Below are 19,595 nucleotides of genomic sequence, written 5' to 3'. Positions count from 1 at the left end.
GACGAATACTAATCGATCGAGGACTTAACCACAATTTTGAATGGCTTTCAATGGCCCGTTTATCCAGTTTTGAGTGAACAAACACTCAATAAGTCTAGTGATAATGGCAAAGAGGTCACACCCGTTCCCATACCGAACACGGAAGTTAAGCTCTTTAGCGCCGATGGTAGTTGGGGGTCTCCCCCTGCAAGAGTAGGACGTCGCTAGGCTTTTTTTATTTTATTCCGAAGTAGCTCAGTGGTAGAGCAATCGACTGTTAATCGATTGGTCGTAGGTTCGAGTCCTACCTTCGGAGCCATCTTCATACTTCTATAGATAGCCAGGTTGAATTTTCTATAGTAAGGAAGAGGCTTTATAGGTCTGCGTATATACATATTGAAAAAACTTATTAAACCATTCTTCTCTTAAGTTAACTACTTGAGGGGTGGATGGCTTTTTTGTGTTGAATAAATACTAGGAGTAATAATAATTAACTGAAAAATGAGAAAAAATAACTATACAATAACTCATCATTCCTTCGAATGGATTATTTTCCAATAAAAGATAGTGTGACATAATGTAGAAATGAAAGCGCTATCTTTATTTGAGTGGTCTGTCGCTTTTATTAAAAAATTATTCTAGGGGGATTTTTGTGGGGAAGAGAAATACTACAAGCAATGTTTTTGTCTGGCTTTTATTTTTTACTCTGTTTATGCAAACGATTGCGCCGGTAACATTATTTCAACCAACAATAGCAAAAGCTGAAGAAAAGATAGTTACACTTGTTGGTAATCTTCAAAGTGAACTTGGAGCTCCTGGAGATTGGGACCCTGCTGATAAAGCGACTGTTATGAAGCTTCAAGCGGATGGAAAGTATAAATTTACTGGCACTCTCCCCGCAGGAAATTATGAATACAAAATTGTAATTGGCATCTCATGGGATGAAAATTATGGTGTTGACGGAGTAGTTGGTGGGGATAATTATGTACTCACTATAGATAATGAAAAAGAGGTGACTTTTATTTATGATGACAACACAAAAAAAGTAATTATTCCAGAACCATTACCTGAAGAACAAACACCCCGAATCGTTGGGGATATCCAGCCGGATATTAGTGCAGGTAGTGAGTGGTCACCTGGAGAATCGACAGCATTGTTGCAAGATGAAAATGTTGACAATATCTATACGTACACAACCCAAGTACCAAAAGGAAAACACGAGTTTAAAATTGTACTAGGAAACAATTGGGATGCTCAATCATTTCCATCGAATAATTTTGTGCTTACTGTTGTAAAAGATTCAACTGTGACCTTCTTTTACAACCACGATTCGAAAGAAGTCTATACCGATTACGATACAGGACTCCCTGATGGCAGCATAACAGGAGAAAAACTTTTTCATGATACATGGAATGAAGCGTTCAGGTCCCCATTTGGAGCGATAAAGGCCGGGGAAGAAGTAACATTGCGCCTTCAAACGAAAAAGGGTGATTTAACATCTGCTAAACTCATGTTGAGAAACTACAATTCAGGTAACACCATTGTAAAAGACATGGTGAATGCAGGTTGGACAACTATCGATGGAAATGAAATTGAGCTATGGGAAGCAACAGTTACACCGAATGATAAAGGTGTCTATGGCTATAAATTCGTTGCCCGAGATGGAGAAGCACTCAAAGAGTACGGGGAAGACACACAAGAAGGTGGAAAAGGGTCGACGGGCGATTCAAATGCGAGTTTATTCCAAATGACGGTTTACGATCCTTCTTATAAAACACCAGATTGGATGAAAGAATCTGTTGTCTATCAAATTTTCCCGGATCGTTTTTTCAATAGCAATAAGAAAAACGACGATAGTAAAACTACTGCCCGTGGAACGGAGCCGATTGAGCATCAGGAGTGGGGTGAAATTCCTGATAATCCAAGACTAGCTGAAACGGAAGGCTACTCAGGTGACGAAATCTGGTCGAACGACTTCTTCGGTGGTGACATTGCAGGTGTGCAGAAAAAACTTGATTACATCCAATCACTTGGTGTAAACACGTTATATCTGAATCCAATTGCTTACGCATCTTCGAACCATAAGTATGATGCGGCGGATTTCAAAGCAATTGATCCGATGTTTGGAACACCTGAGGAATTCAAAAATTTCACAAAAGAACTGAAGAAACGTAAGATGCATCTCATTTTAGACGGAGTATTCAACCATGTAGGTGATGATTCTATTTATTTTGACCGTTATGGAAAATACGAAACTGTAGGTGCTTATGAATATTGGTCGAGTATCTACAATCTGATGAACGATAATTCAGACTTAACTAAAGAAGGCGCGATAGAACAAACAAAAGAAAAACTATTAGCAGAAGGACAGAAGTTCAGCACATATGGTTTTCATAATTGGTTTAACATTGAAAATGAAAAAGTTAATGGTATATACAAATATCAAGCTTGGTGGGGATTTGACTCCCTTCCAGAAATCAAGTCTGTGCCAGGTGAAGCGGTGGACTATGATTCAGAGTTAAACAACAAAGATTTCGCAGATTATATTATGTATGACAAGAATTCAGTTGCAAAATCTTGGCTTGACAGTGGCGCTTCAGGATGGCGCTTAGACGTAGCGAACGAAGTGGATACAGAGTTTTGGAGAGAGTTCCGAAAAGAACTCAAAACAGATGAAAAAGAAGAGCCACTAATCCTTGGAGAGATTTGGGATGACGCATCGGAATACTTCCTTGGAGATTTGTATGATTCTGTTATGAACTACCGTTTCCGTGGAGCTATGATTGATTATCTCAAAAACGGCAATGCAAAAGGGGCAGAAGATCAGCTGAACGCGGTATTTGAAGACTATCCTCAAGAGGCATTTTACTMCTTGATGAATTTAATGGGATCTCACGATACACCACGTGCAGCATTTGTATTAGGAAATGGAACAGATTCCTTTGAACAGGCAGAACTTGACCCGAACTACAATCATGAGCTAGGTGTTAAACGATTGAAGATTGCATCGATTTTACAAATGGGCTATGCAGGTGCTCCAACCATGTATTATGGAGATGAAGCTGGTGTTACAGGGTCCAAGGATCCGGATGATCGCAGAACGTACCCATGGGGTAATGAAGATAAAGACCTTGTGAAGCACTATCAGAAAATCGGGAAAGTGAGAAGCGACTTTCATAATCTATTCAGCCATGGTGATTTAAATCACTTGTATGCGAAAGATGATGTTTTAGCTTATACACGTTCTGATAAAAAAAATGTTGCGCTGGTTATTACAAACCGTGGCAGTGAAAGTAAAACGATAGAGTTAGATGTGAAAAAACTTATTGTGAATAACGTAAATCTTATTGATCAGCTAGATAAGAAATACAAAGCGACAGTAAAAAATGGAATGCTGACAGTTACAGTGCCGTCATTGAACGGACGAATGCTCGTTTCTGACAAAGGGCAAAACTTACAGAGACCCGATGTTGTTTCAAAAATAAAAGTAACTGAAAGCAGTCACACAATTAACCTTTCTTGGAAAGGACATGGAGAGAGCTTTGCTATTTATCAAACAACCATATCAGGTGCTTTTTATGAAAAAGTTGCGATAACTAAGAAAAAAGAAATTAACATTGAAGGATTAGATAACGGACGAAACTATTATTTCGCAGTCGTTGCGGTTGATAAGGATGGAAACGAATCTATAAAGGCAGAAATTAATAAAGCGGCTGTTCCACATGTTGATTTAACCGAAGAGAATTATGAGATTGAGAATCTTTCTATTCTTGAAGATGGAATAATTGATTTGTCTAAAGCGCAAAATATCTCAGTCGATATATTAATTAAAGGGGAAACAGAAAGTGACTTAGCAGAAGGCCTACAAGCTGAACTTCAAGTTAAAGAACCTGGGAAAGAAAGTTGGATATCGCATAAAGCAAACTATATTAGCCAAAATGACCATTTTAATCATTTCAACAGTTCATTCCTACCGTTCAACGAAGGTTTGTACGAATACCGTTATGCATTTTCAACCGATTTAGGGCGAAGCTGGGTAACATCTGAAACGAAAACTGTGTCATTTACTAAAGGACAAGATGTAACTGATCCGGCATCAGCTGTATTGTTAAATCAAGCGACACAAGAATCAGGTCAAGTTAATCTGACATGGTCGGTTGAAGATGCAAATGAACCATATCTATATACAATTGTCCGTGATGGAGAAGTGATTGCCCAATTACTAGATACAAATGCTAGTACCTATAAAGATATGAATGTTACAAATGGAAAGAGCTATTCTTATGAAGTGCATATTTATGACAAAGCAGGTAACCGTGTGAAATCAAACGCTATTAGCGTGATACCTGATCTAGTATTGGTAAAAGTAACAATGAAGGTTAATGCACCGGCATACACTCCACAAGGTATCGATATTACGATGCCAGGTAGTAAAAATGGTTGGAATACAGGTGCATGGAAGATGACACGTGGTGGAGCTGTAACAAACGATTATGAATATACGTTTGAAGCGCAAGAAGGCGAAGTTATCACTTACAAATATGCAAAAAACAATTCGTGGGATCAAGAGGGTCTTGCGGATCACACTCCAGGAAACGTAAATGATGATGATGTGAGCTTTTACGGTTATGGGGCTGAAGGAACCGACTTAAGTTTTGTGGTCACCAACCAAGGTGGTAACGAAATGGTTGTTCAAGATAAGATTTTACGCTGGATAGATATGCCTGTAGTTGTGACGTCACATACCAATGGACAAAGCGTTACGTCTGACACAATTACACTTAAAGGAAATGCAATCAAAGAAGGCGTTTTAACTATTAACGGAGACGCAGTGACAATTAACGATGATATGACATTCACGCACACGGTGAGCTTGCAAGACGGAGAGAATGAGCTGAGCATTCGAATTGAACCGTCAGAAGAAAGTAAAACGACTATCTTTAAAAATGACGGTGGCGCCATTGCGAAAAATACAAAGGTTATCATGATGTCTATTATTAAGAACTAACAAAAAATAAAGAGCTGCCGAGAAAAAGGCAGCTCTTTATTTATAAGGATATGATTATCTCTGGACTTAACTGAAGAAATATCAATAAACAGGACTATCTTTATTCCTAACATAAATGGGAATAGCAAGTCTTTAAATAGACATAATATTATTGTCTATTTTGGTTGTTTGACAAAAAATAAGAGGTCAAGCTGAGTAAGCTAGACCTTTTAAACAGATGTGATTTTTATTTTTGATTACCTTTCTCAAAGGCTCTAAAGCTTATCCAAGTAGAGGTTAGAGTAAGAAAAATTCAAGAAGATAATAGTATAATTGCGGATAAGAGACTCTATGAAAAGTAGCAAGGAAATGTTATTAAAAAAAATATTTAATATTAAATAAATGAATTTGAACTTGTATATTAATTTATTGATAATCAACCTTTATAGAGTTATTTTAACCAAAGTATAAGATTTTTGATGAAAATGAAAAAAACTCTTTACATTCTATTGTAACTCCATTAGAATAAATCTTGTCCGCTTTAAGAGTGACGTGAATTAACCGTTTTAATGCCTTATCTTCTTGCTTCCATAGCTCAGCAGGTAGAGTGCTTCCATGGTAAGGAAGAGGTCACCGGTTCGAGCCCGGTTGGAAGCTTTTTTCCAAAAATACATACTCGTCAAATATTGTCATTAGGCCCCTTGGTCAAGCGGTTAAGACACCGCCCTTTCACGGCGGTAACACGGGTTCGAATCCCGTAGGGGTCACCAATTTCTTTTTACGTAACTTTAACCAGTATGTAAAAAGAATCAAAAGCAAGTAGTTCTAGGAAACGAGTCGGAGATGTTCTTCTACTAAATTCGCCACGTCCTGTGGCAACGTAGAAGCCAGCACATCCTGTGCAAGTGACAACGAAATACGCAGCTTTTCATTCTTTTTAACGGAGGATTAGCTCAGCTGGGAGAGCATCTGCCTTACAAGCAGAGGGTCGGCGGTTCGAGCCCGTCATCCTCCACCATAATTTTTTACCCTTGGAGGGGTAGTGAAGTGGCTAAACACGACGGACTGTAAATCCGTTCCTTCGGGTTCGGCGGTTCGAATCCGCCCCCCTCCACCATTTTTTAAGATATGTTTGTTGGGGTATAGCCAAGCGGTAAGGCAACGGATTTTGATTCCGTCACGCCCTGGTTCGAATCCAGGTTCCCCAGCCATTTCTTTTCTAATATGTACGAGCCATTAGCTCAGTTGGTAGAGCATCTGACTTTTAATCAGAGGGTCGTAGGTTCGAATCCTACATGGCTCACTTTTTTACAAAAAATTTCTTGGGGCCTTAGCTCAGCTGGGAGAGCGCCTGCCTTGCACGCAGGAGGTCAGCGGTTCGATCCCGCTAGGCTCCATAATATATAAAAAAGACACATGGAATGTACCACATTCCATGTGTCTTTTTTTGAAAGATAAGCAAGCACCAACTTTGAGACTACAGCGAACCCAAAAATCAAAGTAGTTTTTTATAGTTTCGCGCATAGTAGACAAAAATTTGAGAATAGTCGACAAAGAACCGCTCAAAGAAAAGGCAAATCAAGAAAACCGCGCATAGGAAAAAATTTCAGTCAGAGGTCCTTCGATACAGCAGAAGGGCCTTTTGGTTTATCCGAAATAATGAGTTGATAACAAATGGATGAATTCTTTCGCCAAGTCGTCTTGTTTCTTTACTAAAACATAAGTGGTGACTTTCGGTAATTCAAATAAATCAAAAGGGACTTTCATTAATCGACCTTCAAGTAATTCTCTTCTAACAATCGAATGCGGAAGAAACGAAATGCCAAGACCATCTTGAATGAAGCGCTTGGTGATATGGGCTTGTGATACTTTCATAGTACGCAAACCAGGAATATGTTCTCTTAGTAGGACCAGTACATCTTCCCAGAATACTGGGTGGTGGTGGGTCAGTAATGTATGAGTGCGCAAGCAGTCCATTACATCGATAGGAGGTCCAGTTTCATCATCATAATTATCCACAGGCACGATAAACAAAAGAGGTTCTTCGAAAATCGGAATCGATTGAAGATGCTTTGAATGCGCATCTATTGCTGAAATTCCTAGATGGACATCCCCAGAATCGACGAGTGATTCAATTAAGTTTGATTCTTCTACACGGATTGTGATTTCGAGGTCTGGATGTTGCTTCATAAAATTTCGTAATATGTAGGGCAAGATGGTTTCTGCTAGTAATGGAGATATGGCAATCGTCCAAGTTCTTCGGAATCCTTGCTTATATGCATGAATGGTTTGCACACTCTCCTCAAATTGGAGAAGGAGGTTTTCGGCTTTTTGTATAAATAACTTACCGGCGTCAGTTAACGTTACACTATTTTTGTTGCGATCAAATAATGAAACCCCTAAAAAATCTTCCAACAATTTAATATGAACAGTCACGCTCGGTTGAGACATTAACAATTGTTCAGATGTTTTACGAAAGTTTAATGTTTTTGCAGCCATGCTAAATGTTTTAAGCCATTGAAGTTGCATATAATCCTCCCGTTAATTAAAGAAATTAATTGATTTAATTATAACTATTTAATATTTATAATCAATTTTCAAACGTATACTGCAAGTATAGGAGGCGATAGTATGTTTCAAAAAGGATTAAAAGATGTGGTGGCGGTTCATACGAAGATTGCATCAGTGGATGGAGAAAAAGGAGAATTGCGATACCGTGGAGAACTTGTGGATAAGGTCATTCCAAATACGACATTTGAAGAGTTGTCCACATTCTTATGGACAGGAAGTAAGAAATCGATTTCTCCGTTGTTTATAAAAGGGCGAATTCTTCCACAGCATGTGCATAACTTACTTCAAACTTTGCCAAATGACCTGCAAGTCATGGATGCCATGAAAGCAGCTATTGCTGTTTTCGGAACAACATCTTTTCTGGAAAAACCAAATGATGAACAAGCAATACTACTTACAGCAGCATTACCGGTCATCGTGGCAACGTTTTATAGAAAACAACGGGGACTTCAACCAGTAGAATCTCGAGATGATCTTGGACACACCGCAAACTTTTTATACTTACTAACAGGGATATCCCCAACATCTGCACAAGTTGAAGCGCTAGAGACATATTTGTTATTAACAATGGAGCACGGTCTAAATGCATCGACGTTTGCAGCAAGAGTGACCATCTCAACTGAGTCTGATATTCCTTCAGCGATTGTGTCCGCACTTGGTACTATGAAAGGTCCATTGCACGGAGGGGCGCCTTCAGGAGTACTTGATTTATTAGATGACATGAAGTCGCCTGAACATGTCCGTGCAGTAATAGAAGAAAGACTAAAGAAAGGCGAGCGTATTATGGGATTCGGTCACCGTATTTATAAAACGGAAGATCCTCGTTCTATCTTGCTACGCGAAAAATGTTTAGCGTTGCAGGGTGAAGATGCATGGTTGGATTTAGCGACGTTTGCAGAAAAAGAAATAATTCAGTTGTTAAATGAACGTAAACCTGGTCGTAAGTTATACACAAATGTAGAATTTTATGCGGCTGCTATTATGCGCGCAATAGATCTTGACCCAGCTTTGTTCACACCTACCTTTAGTTTGGCAAGAATTGTTGGGTGGACAGCACATGCAATAGAACAGGCTGGAGATAATACAATTTTTAGACCACAGTCAGTTTATATTGGCAAAAAGTTCGTATGAGTAAGTTGTAATAGTGCTAATTTAAGGAGTTGCTAGATTTGAGTGTAATTTTAATGCGTGAAAATGTAACATTACGTCCTATGAAAGAATCTGATATCTCGCGTTTGTGGAAATTGACCACACCAGAAATATTTACGCATATGCTCAATCAAATCCAAACTAGTGAAGAATTTGAGAAATGGATGGAAGCTAGTTACTTACAAATGAAAACTTCGAATACAGCCGTTGTATTTGTGGTTGCCAATTTAGAAACGGATGAATTTTTTGGTTCCACACGAATTTACAACATTGATTATGCGAATAAATCGTGTGAAATTGGWGGAACCTATTATGGAAAAGCTTATCAACGAACGCATGTTAATACGATTACGAAGTGGTTGCTCCTTACCTATGCTTTTGAAACACTCGGAATGATCCGTGTTCAATTTAAAACAGATGAAGAAAACGTAACATCACAAAAAGCGATTGAACGACTCGGTGCAACAAAAGAAGGTATTGTTCGAAATGAACGTATACGGTCGACTGGTAAACCGCGCAATGCAGTAATGTATTCAGTTATTGATAGTGACTGGGAACTTATTAAAAATAGACTGGAAGAGAAAATGAATATTTATTCATAATCATGTCCAGTTGAGCCAACACCCCTTCCCGTTTTACAATAGACTTAAGGAAATGGGGAGGTATAAAATGATGAATAATTTAAATATATCTTTAATTGGTGTACCAATGGATTTGGGTCAAAATCGTCGCGGAGTTGATATGGGACCAAGTGCGATTCGTTATGCTGGGGTAGTTGAGCGTTTACAAGAGATTGGCCATACAGTAACCGATGAAGGCAATATTCAAATTGCAGCTGCTGAAAAAGCTGCTTCACCAGATACTAATCTAAAAAATTTAAAAGAAGTAACAGATGCGAGTACTGCTTTAGCTAATAAAATTCATGACGTTATGGAAAATGGTCAATTCCCACTAATTCTAGGTGGCGACCATAGTATTGCGATTGGAACATTAGCGGGTTTAGGCGATCGTTATGAAAACCTAGGTGTGATTTGGTACGATGCGCATTCGGATATAAATACGGGAGAAACGTCTCCGTCTGGAAACATTCACGGGATGCCACTTGCGGTAAGTATTGGATTAGGTCATGAAAATTTAGTGAATATTCGAGGGTTTGCACCTAAAATCAAACCTGAAAATGTAGTCATTGTTGGCGCACGTTCAATCGATCCAGGTGAACGTGAAATAATTAAAGAACAAGGGATTAAAGTATTTACGATGCATGACATTGATAAGCTTGGGATGACTGAAATTATGGATCAAACGATGTGGTACTTAAAAGACCGTGAAGTCGATGGTGTGCATTTATCTCTTGATTTAGATGGAATTGACCCGATTTATACGCCAGGTGTTGGTACACCTGTACCAGGTGGTATTAGTTACCGAGAAAGTCATTTAGCGATGGAAATGTTGTTTACCTCTGATATGATTACGTCTGCTGAATTTGTGGAAGTAAATCCTATCTTGGATGAAAAAAATAAAACGGCTGATGTTGCAGTAGCTCTAATAGGTTCATTGTTCGGAGAAAAATTATTATAAGTTTTAACCAAACTGTTCGACCTAGCATTAATTGCTTAAGGTCGAACAGTTTTTTGGTGGAAAATGATCATAGAATTTGCATTTTAATAATGGATAAACTTTCTAAAAAACTGTAAGTATTTTGAAAAAAATTCTGATATAATTAATATAATTTAAAAAATGATGAAACCTGTCTAACCTTTAATCCGTATAAGTAAGACAGCCGCACGAGCGGAGGAGAATTTTTGATGGATGCGTTGATTAATAAACGAATAAAAGAAGTGTTAAAAGGCGATCAAAACGCATTCGCGGAGATTGTCGAGCTGTTTCAAGATAAATTGTATCGAATATGTTATCGTATGCTTGGTAACCAACACGAAGCGGAAGATATTGCCCAGGAAGCTTTTGTTCGTGCCTTTATTAACATACATACATTTGATACAAATCGAAAATTTTCAACTTGGTTGTACCGAATTGGAACCAATTTGTGTATCGATCGTATAAGAAAGAAGAAACCGGATTATTACTTAGATGCAGAGGTTGCGGGCACTGAAGGATTAAATATGTATTCGCAAATTGCCTCTAAAGAAGAATTACCGGAACAAGAAGTGTTGAAAATGGAAATGCAAGACCGTGTTCAATATGAAATTAGTCGACTGCCGGATAAATACCGGGCAGTGATTGTCCTTAAATATATGGAGGATTTACCACTCCAAGAAATTAGTGATATTTTAGAAATGCCACTTGGTACTGTGAAAACACGTATTCATAGAGGACGGGAAGCTCTTAGAAAGCAACTGAGTAACATGTAGGAGGGGTTTACAATGAATAACTGCCCAGATCATATCGTTCACTATATGCATGAACATTTAGACGGTGACATTAGTCGTGAACATGAGCTGGAGCTTCAGGCACATTTGACGAGTTGTACAACTTGTCAGCAACATATGAATGAATTAAGTAAAGTCGCTGTGTTCGTTCAGAGCGCTTCACATATAACAGCACCAAGTGGTTTTGTAGAAGGCGTTATTGCACGTATGCCGAAAGAAACCTCTCAAGTAGGAATGAAACGCTGGTTCCATAGCCACCCGTTACTGACGGCAGCGGCCTTGTTCATGATTTTAATGAGTGCATCTTTATTTAGCAGTTTTAATGATGATCAACAGTTCTCTTTTACAAAACAACCGAATATTGTGGTTGAAGGAGAAAGAGTAATTGTTCCAGCTGGTGAAACGGTAAATGGAGACATTGTGGTTAAAAATGGCGATCTTCAAATTGATGGAGATGTCAATGGCGATGTAACGGTTATCAATGGAACGCAATATACGGCATCAACAGCTAATGTAACTGGGGAAATAGAAGAGATTAATCAAGTATTTGATTGGCTCTGGTACAAAATGAAATCAATAACGAAAGAGATTACGTCGTCTTTTGATAAAGCAGAAAAATAAGTCTCTCCGAAAAAGGAAGGCTTATTTTTTTCGGGTGCTTTGTGCTTTTCTCTTATGGTAAAGCAGAGTACTGGACCTTATGTTATACTGATTTCATATGAATACGTGAAGAAAAGTGGGGGATGCCACATGCCGTTTATTGACCAATTCACAGATTTGACGCCGGTAAACGTGCTCGTTAATATACTTGATGTGCTACTCGTGTGGTTTGTCATTTATAAAATTTTTACTTTAATAAAAGGAACGAAAGCGGTCCAGCTATTAAAGGGAATCTTTGTAATTATAATTGTTCGGGTGCTAACGCAAACGTTTGGTTTGGATACACTTGGTTGGATGATGCAAAAAATCATTGACTGGGGTTTCCTTGCCGTTATTATTATTTTCCAGCCCGAGCTAAGACGCGCCCTCGAACAAATTGGACGAGGCAAGTTATTTGCCCGCACAAGCCTTCAAGAAGCGGAAGAGCAAAATCGTTTAATAGAAGCGATAACGAAATCTGTAAGTTATATGGCAAAACGCCGTATTGGTGCGTTGATTTCAATTGAACGCGAAACAGGTTTAAGTGATTATATTGAAACTGGAATTCAAATGAACTCTGAAATTACATCGGAATTATTGATTAATATCTTCATACCGAATACGCCACTTCATGATGGAGCGGTCATTATGCAAAAAAATAAAATAGCGGCAGCCGCTTGTTATTTGCCGTTATCCGAAAGTCCGTTTATTTCAAAAGAGCTTGGAACTCGTCACCGCGCTGCGCTTGGTATAAGCGAAGTAACCGATGCGATCACGATTATCGTTTCTGAAGAAACCGGTGCAGTGAGTTTAACATCAAACGGAGACCTTCACCGAAATCTATCCATTGAAGAATTTGAAAAACGCTTACGTAAAGTGTGGTTCGGACCAGAACCTGAACTTGTAAGCAATTCTAAATGGACATGGAGGGGGAAAAAGAATGGATAAAATGATGGATAGCCCGTGGTTTTTGAGAATCACAGCGCTACTACTCGCCATGCTTTTGTTCTTAACGATTAAGTCTGATGAAGAAAACTTAAACGCAGCGACTAACGGAAATATGACGGATATTATTCGTGATGTGCCGGTAGAAGTATATTATGACGATGACAACTTAGTAGTCACGGGCGTTCCTGAAACCGTGGACATGACGATAGAAGGACCTACATCCGATGTGCAAACGGCAAAACAGTTGCAAGATTTTACTGTCTTTGTGGATTTACGCTCGATGAATATGGGAGAACACAATGTCATGCTTCAAGCTGAAAACGTGTCAGACCGGCTACAAGTCACTTTGGATCCTTCTTATATTGAAGTTAATATTGAAGAGAAAATAACTCGAGAATTAGTTATAGAACCTGAATTTAATGATCGATTACTAGCTGAAAACTTTGTGGTGACTACTATGAAATCGGATCCTCAACGGGTGCAAATAACTGGTGCGAAGAGCGTTATTGATAGTATTAGCTTTGTTAAAGCGACAGTTTCAGGGGATCAAGGGATCGATAAAACATTTTCACAAGAAGCAAGTGTGAAGGTACTGGATAAGGATTTATCGAAATTAAATGTCGCCATCGAACCAGAACAAGTAAACGTGACGGTTGAAATCGAAGAATATAGCAAAGAAGTACCAATCACTCTAAGGCAAACTGGGAAACCCAAAGAAGGCGTTACAATTAATGAGCTAAGCCCATCGTTTGGAAATGTACGTGTTTATGGAAATCGTGCAGCAATAGATGATTTAAGCGTTATTATTGTAGACGTTGATATCAGTAAATTAGAGGATTCGAAACACCTTAAAGTAAAAATCCCGCTGCCTAAAGGGGTTTCTAAAACTTCTGAGTCACAAATAGAAGTGGAAGCAGATGTTACACCAGCTCCTGTTAAAGAGCCTAAAGATGGCTCGCCTTAAACAGTAGAGCCAAATGTTCGAGATCAGAATCTGATTCTTGATGTATTGAATGTAAAGAGTTTTTAAAATTATGTAGATACAAACGAAGCCAGAACGGTGAGAAATGTGTTTGATATCATGTATAAAGTCCTGAAATGGTGACATGGACGGTAGGAATACCTTCCGTCACTGTTGATAGTGTAAGAACTTAAGTTTGGATTTGAAGGAGAGAGTATATATATGGGTAAATATTTTGGAACTGACGGAGTAAGAGGCGTAGCTAATAGTGAACTAACACCAGAACTAGCATTTAAATTAGGTCGTATCGGTGGGTATGTATTAACAAAAGGTGCAACGAATCGTCCGAAAGTGTTAATCGGTCGGGACACACGAATTTCTGGACATATGCTAGAAGGTGCACTTGTAGCAGGTCTATTATCTGTCGGTGCAGAAGTCATGCGTTTAGGTGTAATTAGTACACCTGGTGTGTCTTACTTAACACGTGTGATGAGCGCAGAAGCGGGCGTTATGATTTCTGCTTCTCACAATCCAGTTGCTGATAACGGGATTAAATTCTTTGGTTCAGATGGTTTCAAACTTTCAGATGAACAAGAAGCTGAGATAGAAGCATTTATTGATGCGGAAACTGATGAACTGCCAAGACCGGTTGGAAGCAATTTAGGCTCTGTAACTGATTATTTTGAAGGTGGACAAAAATATATTAGTTACTTAAAACAAACTCTAGATGAAGATTTCGTTGGTATTCATGTTGCATTAGACTGTGCACACGGGGCAACGTCATCATTAGCAACACACGTATTTGCTGATTTGGATGCGGACCTTTCCACAATGGGTGCGTCACCAAACGGTTTGAATATAAATGAAGGTGTAGGCTCCACTCATCCTGAAGTATTAGCTAAATTTGTAGTTGATAAAGGAGCTCATGTTGGACTTGCTTTTGATGGTGATGGAGATCGCTTGATTGCGGTAGATGAAAAAGGTCAGATAGTTGATGGCGATCAGATTATGTATATTTGTGCAAAACACTTGCACAAAGAAGGTCGCTTGAATAAAGACACTGTTGTATCAACAGTAATGAGTAATATGGGCTTCTATAAAGCGCTTGATTCACAAGGTTTGACAAGCGTGAAAACAGCCGTTGGTGATCGATATGTGGTCGAAGAAATGAAAAAGAATGGCTACAACTTAGGTGGAGAACAATCTGGACACATCGTGTTCTTAGATTACAATACAACTGGTGATGGCTTATTATCAGGTCTCCAACTCGTTAACATTATGAAAATTACAGGCAAAAAGTTATCTGAGCTTGCTGCTGAAATGACGATATTCCCACAGAAACTTGTAAATGTTCGTGTGACGGACAAACATGGTGTGACGGACAATGCTCATGTAGCAACAGTCATTGATGAAGTAGAAAAAGAAATGGCTGGAAATGGCCGTATTCTTGTACGACCATCAGGTACAGAACCATTAGTACGTGTAATGGTTGAAGCATCAACAAAAGAAGATTGCGAACGTTATGTAGAGCGCATCGCTGAAGTTGTGCGTAGTGAAATGGGATTAGCTGAATAATTTTTATGGAACCAGCTTCATTAGAAGCTGGTTCTTTTTTCTTTCTTACGATAAGATATGTCTTTTTGTTTGAATATCTGGAAAAATAAAAACAAGTTGTAAGATTATTTATTATTTTACTTTCTATTTGTAAAATTTTTTCGTATAATACCTATATAATGGTAGAAAGTGGGTGTCATATGCGTTTAGATGATACAGATAAACGTATTTTAGAGTTATTAACTGCAAATGGACGCTTATCGTATGTCGATATAGGTAAAGAACTTAACTTATCAAGAGTAGCTGTTCGAGAACGCGTGCATCAATTGCAAGAAACGGGTGTAATCGAGCGTTTTACGGTGGTCATCAATTCTGAAAAAGTTGGGAAAAGTGTTTCAGGATTTTTTGAAGTAGACTGTGAACCTTCTTCATTAGTGGAGGTTGCTGAAAAACTTGCTGATAATCCGAGTGTTGCGAGTTGTTATCAAATGACGGGTCCATCTACTTTACATATGCATGTACTGGTCGATGACTTCTCCAATTTAGAGAAATTTATTAACGAAGAATTGTATGCTTTAGGTGGAATTACGCGTGTTGAGAGTCATATATTACTAAGGCGATTTAAGAGTAGAAGTGGCTTGAAATTATAATTACAAAGAGACCCTTACATTTCTAAAGGAATGTAAGGGTCTCTTTGTGTAGAAATTTCTATCTACGAAATGATTGAAAATGCTTCCGGAAACGAAGTGTACAATTCATACCATTTTGTTGATTTTTTTCATAATAACATTACGATATGTAAGTAAAAAGACATGAAATAAAAGCGAAAAGAATTAAAAAATCAATAAAATTTAATTTATTTGAATATTCCTATAGATTTATATATATCTATGCTCTATAATCACAATTAATAAATAACAAAACATTTGTTAATCAAATCAAGAAAATAGATTAACAAATGTAAGAAGGTAGGGGAGTAAATGATAGCTTTGATTGTCCGAAGGGGCATACAACTTGTATTTTTATTACTGGGTATTTCATTTCTTGTATTTTCATCCATGTATATAGCTCCTGGAGATCCAGCAACGATGGTAGGTGGACCCACTGCAACGGAATCAGATCTAGAAGCCATTCGGGATAATCTTGGTTTAAATGATCCATTCTTAGTTCAATATGGAAAGTATTTGAAAAATGCTGCACAAGGAGATTTTGGGTATTCATATCAAACGAAACAAGCTGTTTCTGAAGCAATTGCTGTTCGTTTCCCAAATACCTTAAAACTAGCAATTGCAAGTATGATTGTCGCAGTCATAATAGGAATCTTCGCTGGTTTAATATCAGCACTAAAACATAATTCCTGGCTTGATGTAACATCCACCACGTTTGCACTTGCAGGAATCTCAATTCCTAACTTTTGGCTTGGGGCACTATTAATTCTCGTGTTTGCAGTGAATCTGCAGTGGCTTCCGGTCGGTGGATTGTCGGATCCTTTCTATACTGTTGAAGGACTTAAACAACTAGTTCTTCCAGCCATCACACTCGGTACTGGTTCAGCGGCAATGATTGCCCGCATGGCGAGGTCCTCAATGCTAGAAGTAATAAAGGCAGATTACGTAAGGACGGCGCGAGCGAAAGGTGTGAAGGAACGCAATGTTATTTGGATTCACACCTTGAAAAATGCAATGATACCAGTCATTACAGTTATCGGTTTAAACTTTGGATTCTTACTAGGTGGAACGATTATCACTGAAAAAGTATTCGCGATAAATGGAGTTGGCAGGTTAATGATTGATTCAATCGCAATGAGAGACTTCCCGATGGTTCAAGGGTCAGTATTATTGGTAGCTACATTATTTGTAGTTGTGAATTTGATTGTAGATATTGTATATACATTTATCGATCCACGTATCAGTTACGACTGATGAAAGGAGGCCCACATGACGAACGTTGTATTAACAACCGATTTAAAAACATCAGTAGTTAAGAAGAAAGAAAAAGTTTATGTAACCACTTTAAAGAGATTGTTGAAGAATAAATTAGCAGTGGCTGGAATGGTTATCATTATTCTACAAATTGGAATGGCCATTTTTGCACCCGTTATCTCTACTCATGATCCGATACACCAAAACTTAGTAAAAAGCGAGTTGCCGATGTTCTCAGAAAATCATTGGTTAGGAACTGATAATTATGGGCGAGACGTCTGGTCCCGAATTGTCTACGGAGCACGAATTTCCTTATTAGTGGGAATCACGGCCGTGTCTTTAGGATTACTTGGGGGCGTAACTCTTGGTCTACTAGGTGGTTATTATAAAAAACTTGATGGCATCATCATGAGAATCGTCGATTTACTGTTTTCGTTTCCAGGAATTTTGTTAGCCATGTTAATAATTGCTATTCTAGGAACAAATTTAGTGAACGTTGCAATCGCTATCAGTATTTGGTCTATTCCTACATGTGCTCGGATTGTCAGAGGTTCTGTTCTTTCCATTAAGCAAAAAGAGTATATCATGGCTATGAAATCCTTGGGAGCATCAGATTTCCGCATTATGATTCGTCACATTTTACCCAATGCAATGGCGCCAATCATCGTGTTTGCTACAATGCGTATGGCAACAGCCATATTATCAACAGCCTCACTAAGTTATCTTGGCTTAGGTGCGCAACCACCAACTCCAGAGTGGGGAGCTATGATTGCAGTAGGACAAAACTATATGTGGACATCACCACACTTAACTATCATTCCAGGTATCGCCATCATGTTAACGGTTTTTGCTTTTAATGTAGTGGGGGATGGATTAAGAGATGCACTAGATCCAAATATGGATATTAATTAAACTAAATGACCAGGGGGAAGAATAGTGAAGAAAACAGTATGGTACTCAATCATGTTAATCGCAATGCTTGTATTAGCGGCGTGTTCAGGGGAATCGGCATCGGCTCCTAAAAATTCAGACGGTTCTAAAGATGAAGGTTCTGCTGCAAGCAGTGAAACATTTACGTTTGCAACAACTTCAGATGCTGTTGGTTTATCGCCAACATTAACGAACGATTCGATGTCAGCTAACGTAATCGAACATGTATACGATACACTGTTTACGCGTAACCCGGAAACAAAGGAAATCGAACCAAAATTAGCAGAGTCATATGAAATCAAAGATGATTTAACATGGGTATTTAAATTAAAAGAAGGGATCAAGTTCCATGATGGAACACCTTTTAATGCAGAAGCAGTAAAATACACGTTTGATAAATTACGCGACCCGGCTACAGCAGCACCTCGTGCATCACTACTTGAGCCAGTCGATACAATTACGGTAATAGACGAGAACACTTTAGAAATTAAAACAAAATATCCGTACGGAGTATTTTTAGCGGCWCTTTCACATTCAAATGCAGCAATAATCAGTCCAACAGCTGACCAAGCACAAGATTTAATGAAAGATCCAGTTGGAACTGGTCCATTTAAATTCGTAAGCTGGACACCTGGAGATCAAGTTGAATTAGAAGCAAATGAAGAGTACTGGAATGGTGCACCTGCACTTAAGCATGTCGTGTTTAAAGTGGTACCCGAAGTTTCTACTGCCATCTCCATGCTGGAAGCAGGAGAAGTTCAATTTATTGATAACTTACCACCAGAACAAATGAAACGCTTAGAGTCTATGAAAAACGTTAATGTTGAAAAAACAGATGGCACACCTGTATACTATTTAACTTTTAATCATTCAAAAGAAATGAACCAAGATCCTGAGTTCCGTAAAGCAGTTGCAGCCGCAATTGACCGAGACGCATTCATTTCAAAATTGAATGGATTAGGCGTTCGTAGTGATAGTATCTTAGGACCGCAAGTGTTTGGCTATGATGAATCGGCCGACAACGCTGGATCTGCTTATGATTTAGAAGCAGCGAAAGCATTGGTTGAGAAGAATGGCTATGGTGATAAACCAATTAAGTTGTTAACGGCGAATCGTGGTACCTTCACATTAATGGCAGAAATCGTGCAAGCACAATTAACGGAAGCTGGGTTTAAAGTTGAAATTGAGTCATTGGAATGGGCAACCTTCCTTGACACTGCAAGAAGTGGGCAATACGATATTACGTTCTTAAGCTGGTCAAATGTGACGGGTGACGGATCAGAAATGTTTTATCCGAACTTCCACAGCGACAATGCGGGGACATCAAACCGTGCTCAATACAAAAATCCTGAGTTTGACAAATTAGTTGTTGAATCTCGTACCACTATTGATCAAGAAGAGCGTGAAGTGATTTTGGACAAAGCAAATAAATTAATGCTTGAGGACAATGCTGCAGTTGTTATGTATCACGGGATTGTAACAGCCGCAATGGATAAAGCATATACAGGACTTGAATTAGATCCAAACGGTAAATGGAGTTTGACAAACGTTACTGGGAAGTAGGGTGA

Annotated in this window: 14 protein-coding genes, 8 tRNA genes and 1 rRNA gene; 22 read left to right on the top strand and 1 reads right to left on the bottom strand. The window is 38.6% G+C overall.

All coding sequences use genetic code 11. From position 1 onward, the window contains the following. Positions 1-93: 93 nt before the first annotated feature. The 10 genes from rrf (at position 94) to AC1DOS_RS00880 (ending at position 6,363) form a co-directional block, all read left to right on the top strand. A 5S ribosomal RNA gene (gene rrf, locus AC1DOS_RS00925) occupies positions 94-209 on the top strand. A gap of 14 nt (positions 210-223) precedes the next feature. After that, positions 224-298 (top strand) — tRNA-Asn (locus AC1DOS_RS00920). Between the two features lie 333 nt (positions 299-631). Beyond that, complete coding sequence (locus AC1DOS_RS00915; protein ID WP_477536037.1) at positions 632-4,987, top strand: alpha-amylase family glycosyl hydrolase; 4,356 nt, start codon at positions 632-634, stop codon at positions 4,985-4,987. A gap of 563 nt (positions 4,988-5,550) precedes the next feature. Continuing rightward, positions 5,551-5,623, top strand: a tRNA-Thr gene (locus AC1DOS_RS00910). A gap of 38 nt (positions 5,624-5,661) precedes the next feature. After that, a tRNA-Glu gene (locus AC1DOS_RS00905) sits at positions 5,662-5,736 on the top strand. Between the two features lie 172 nt (positions 5,737-5,908). Next, positions 5,909-5,984, top strand: a tRNA-Val gene (locus tag AC1DOS_RS00900). Positions 5,985-5,999: 15 nt separating this feature from the next. Beyond that, positions 6,000-6,083 (top strand) — tRNA-Tyr (locus AC1DOS_RS00895). 19 nt (positions 6,084-6,102) lie between these two features. Next, a tRNA-Gln gene (locus tag AC1DOS_RS00890) sits at positions 6,103-6,177 on the top strand. Positions 6,178-6,196: 19 nt separating this feature from the next. Continuing rightward, positions 6,197-6,269, top strand: a tRNA-Lys gene (locus AC1DOS_RS00885). Positions 6,270-6,290: 21 nt separating this feature from the next. Further along, positions 6,291-6,363: transfer RNA gene (locus tag AC1DOS_RS00880), tRNA-Ala, on the top strand. A gap of 250 nt (positions 6,364-6,613) precedes the next feature. On the opposite strand, the gene AC1DOS_RS00875 is transcribed toward AC1DOS_RS00880, so the two are convergent. Further along, the gene (locus tag AC1DOS_RS00875) at positions 6,614-7,495 is read right to left on the bottom strand and encodes a LysR family transcriptional regulator (RefSeq protein WP_477536036.1); all 882 of its coding nucleotides are present in this window, start codon (positions 7,493-7,495) and stop codon (positions 6,614-6,616) included. A gap of 102 nt (positions 7,496-7,597) precedes the next feature. Here AC1DOS_RS00875 and AC1DOS_RS00870 point away from each other — a divergent pair, with 102 nt between their 5' ends. The 12 genes from AC1DOS_RS00870 to AC1DOS_RS00815 all read left to right on the top strand — a co-directional run bounded on the left by AC1DOS_RS00870 (position 7,598) and on the right by AC1DOS_RS00815 (position 19,590). Beyond that, positions 7,598-8,668, top strand: a complete 1,071-nt coding sequence (locus AC1DOS_RS00870) for a citrate/2-methylcitrate synthase (RefSeq protein WP_477536035.1) — start codon at positions 7,598-7,600, stop codon at positions 8,666-8,668. Between the two features lie 38 nt (positions 8,669-8,706). Then, a complete protein-coding gene (locus tag AC1DOS_RS00865; RefSeq protein WP_477536034.1) occupies positions 8,707-9,288 on the top strand; it encodes a GNAT family N-acetyltransferase in 582 nt (193 codons plus the stop codon). 70 nt (positions 9,289-9,358) lie between these two features. Then, complete coding sequence (rocF, locus tag AC1DOS_RS00860) at positions 9,359-10,264, top strand: arginase (RefSeq protein WP_477536041.1); 906 nt, start codon at positions 9,359-9,361, stop codon at positions 10,262-10,264. 227 nt (positions 10,265-10,491) lie between these two features. Further along, positions 10,492-11,055 carry an RNA polymerase sigma factor SigW gene (sigW, locus tag AC1DOS_RS00855; RefSeq protein WP_477536033.1) on the top strand — a complete coding sequence of 188 codons (564 nt, stop codon included), beginning with the start codon at positions 10,492-10,494 and terminating at the stop codon, positions 11,053-11,055. A gap of 12 nt (positions 11,056-11,067) precedes the next feature. Further along, positions 11,068-11,694: a zf-HC2 domain-containing protein gene (locus AC1DOS_RS00850; protein WP_477536032.1), complete on the top strand. Its 627-nt coding sequence runs from the start codon at positions 11,068-11,070 to the stop codon at positions 11,692-11,694. A gap of 129 nt (positions 11,695-11,823) precedes the next feature. Further along, positions 11,824-12,660, top strand: a complete 837-nt coding sequence (cdaA, locus tag AC1DOS_RS00845) for a diadenylate cyclase CdaA (RefSeq protein ID WP_108587833.1) — start codon at positions 11,824-11,826, stop codon at positions 12,658-12,660. Continuing rightward, complete coding sequence (locus AC1DOS_RS00840; protein WP_477536031.1) at positions 12,653-13,624, top strand: CdaR family protein; 972 nt, start codon at positions 12,653-12,655, stop codon at positions 13,622-13,624. Before cdaA ends, AC1DOS_RS00840 begins: the two co-directional genes overlap by 8 nt. A gap of 219 nt (positions 13,625-13,843) precedes the next feature. Continuing rightward, the gene (gene glmM, locus AC1DOS_RS00835; RefSeq protein ID WP_477536030.1) at positions 13,844-15,196 is read left to right on the top strand and encodes a phosphoglucosamine mutase; all 1,353 of its coding nucleotides are present in this window, start codon (positions 13,844-13,846) and stop codon (positions 15,194-15,196) included. Between the two features lie 179 nt (positions 15,197-15,375). Continuing rightward, positions 15,376-15,825, top strand: coding sequence for an Lrp/AsnC family transcriptional regulator (locus AC1DOS_RS00830; RefSeq protein ID WP_108587836.1), 450 nt, complete (start codon positions 15,376-15,378; stop codon positions 15,823-15,825). A 330-nt stretch (positions 15,826-16,155) separates the two neighbouring features. Then, positions 16,156-17,097 carry a nickel ABC transporter permease gene (gene nikB / locus AC1DOS_RS00825; protein ID WP_477536029.1) on the top strand — a complete coding sequence of 314 codons (942 nt, stop codon included), beginning with the start codon at positions 16,156-16,158 and terminating at the stop codon, positions 17,095-17,097. 15 nt (positions 17,098-17,112) lie between these two features. Further along, complete coding sequence (locus AC1DOS_RS00820) at positions 17,113-18,009, top strand: ABC transporter permease (protein ID WP_477536028.1); 897 nt, start codon at positions 17,113-17,115, stop codon at positions 18,007-18,009. A 24-nt stretch (positions 18,010-18,033) separates the two neighbouring features. Then, a complete protein-coding gene (locus AC1DOS_RS00815) occupies positions 18,034-19,590 on the top strand; it encodes a glutathione ABC transporter substrate-binding protein (RefSeq protein ID WP_477536027.1) in 1,557 nt (518 codons plus the stop codon). The last annotated feature ends 5 nt before the right edge of the window (positions 19,591-19,595 follow it).

This window comes from Paenisporosarcina sp. P5_A11 (assembly GCF_056400705.1).
Note: the sequence above shows the minus strand (reverse complement) of the source record. Positions and strands in the feature narration are given on the sequence as shown.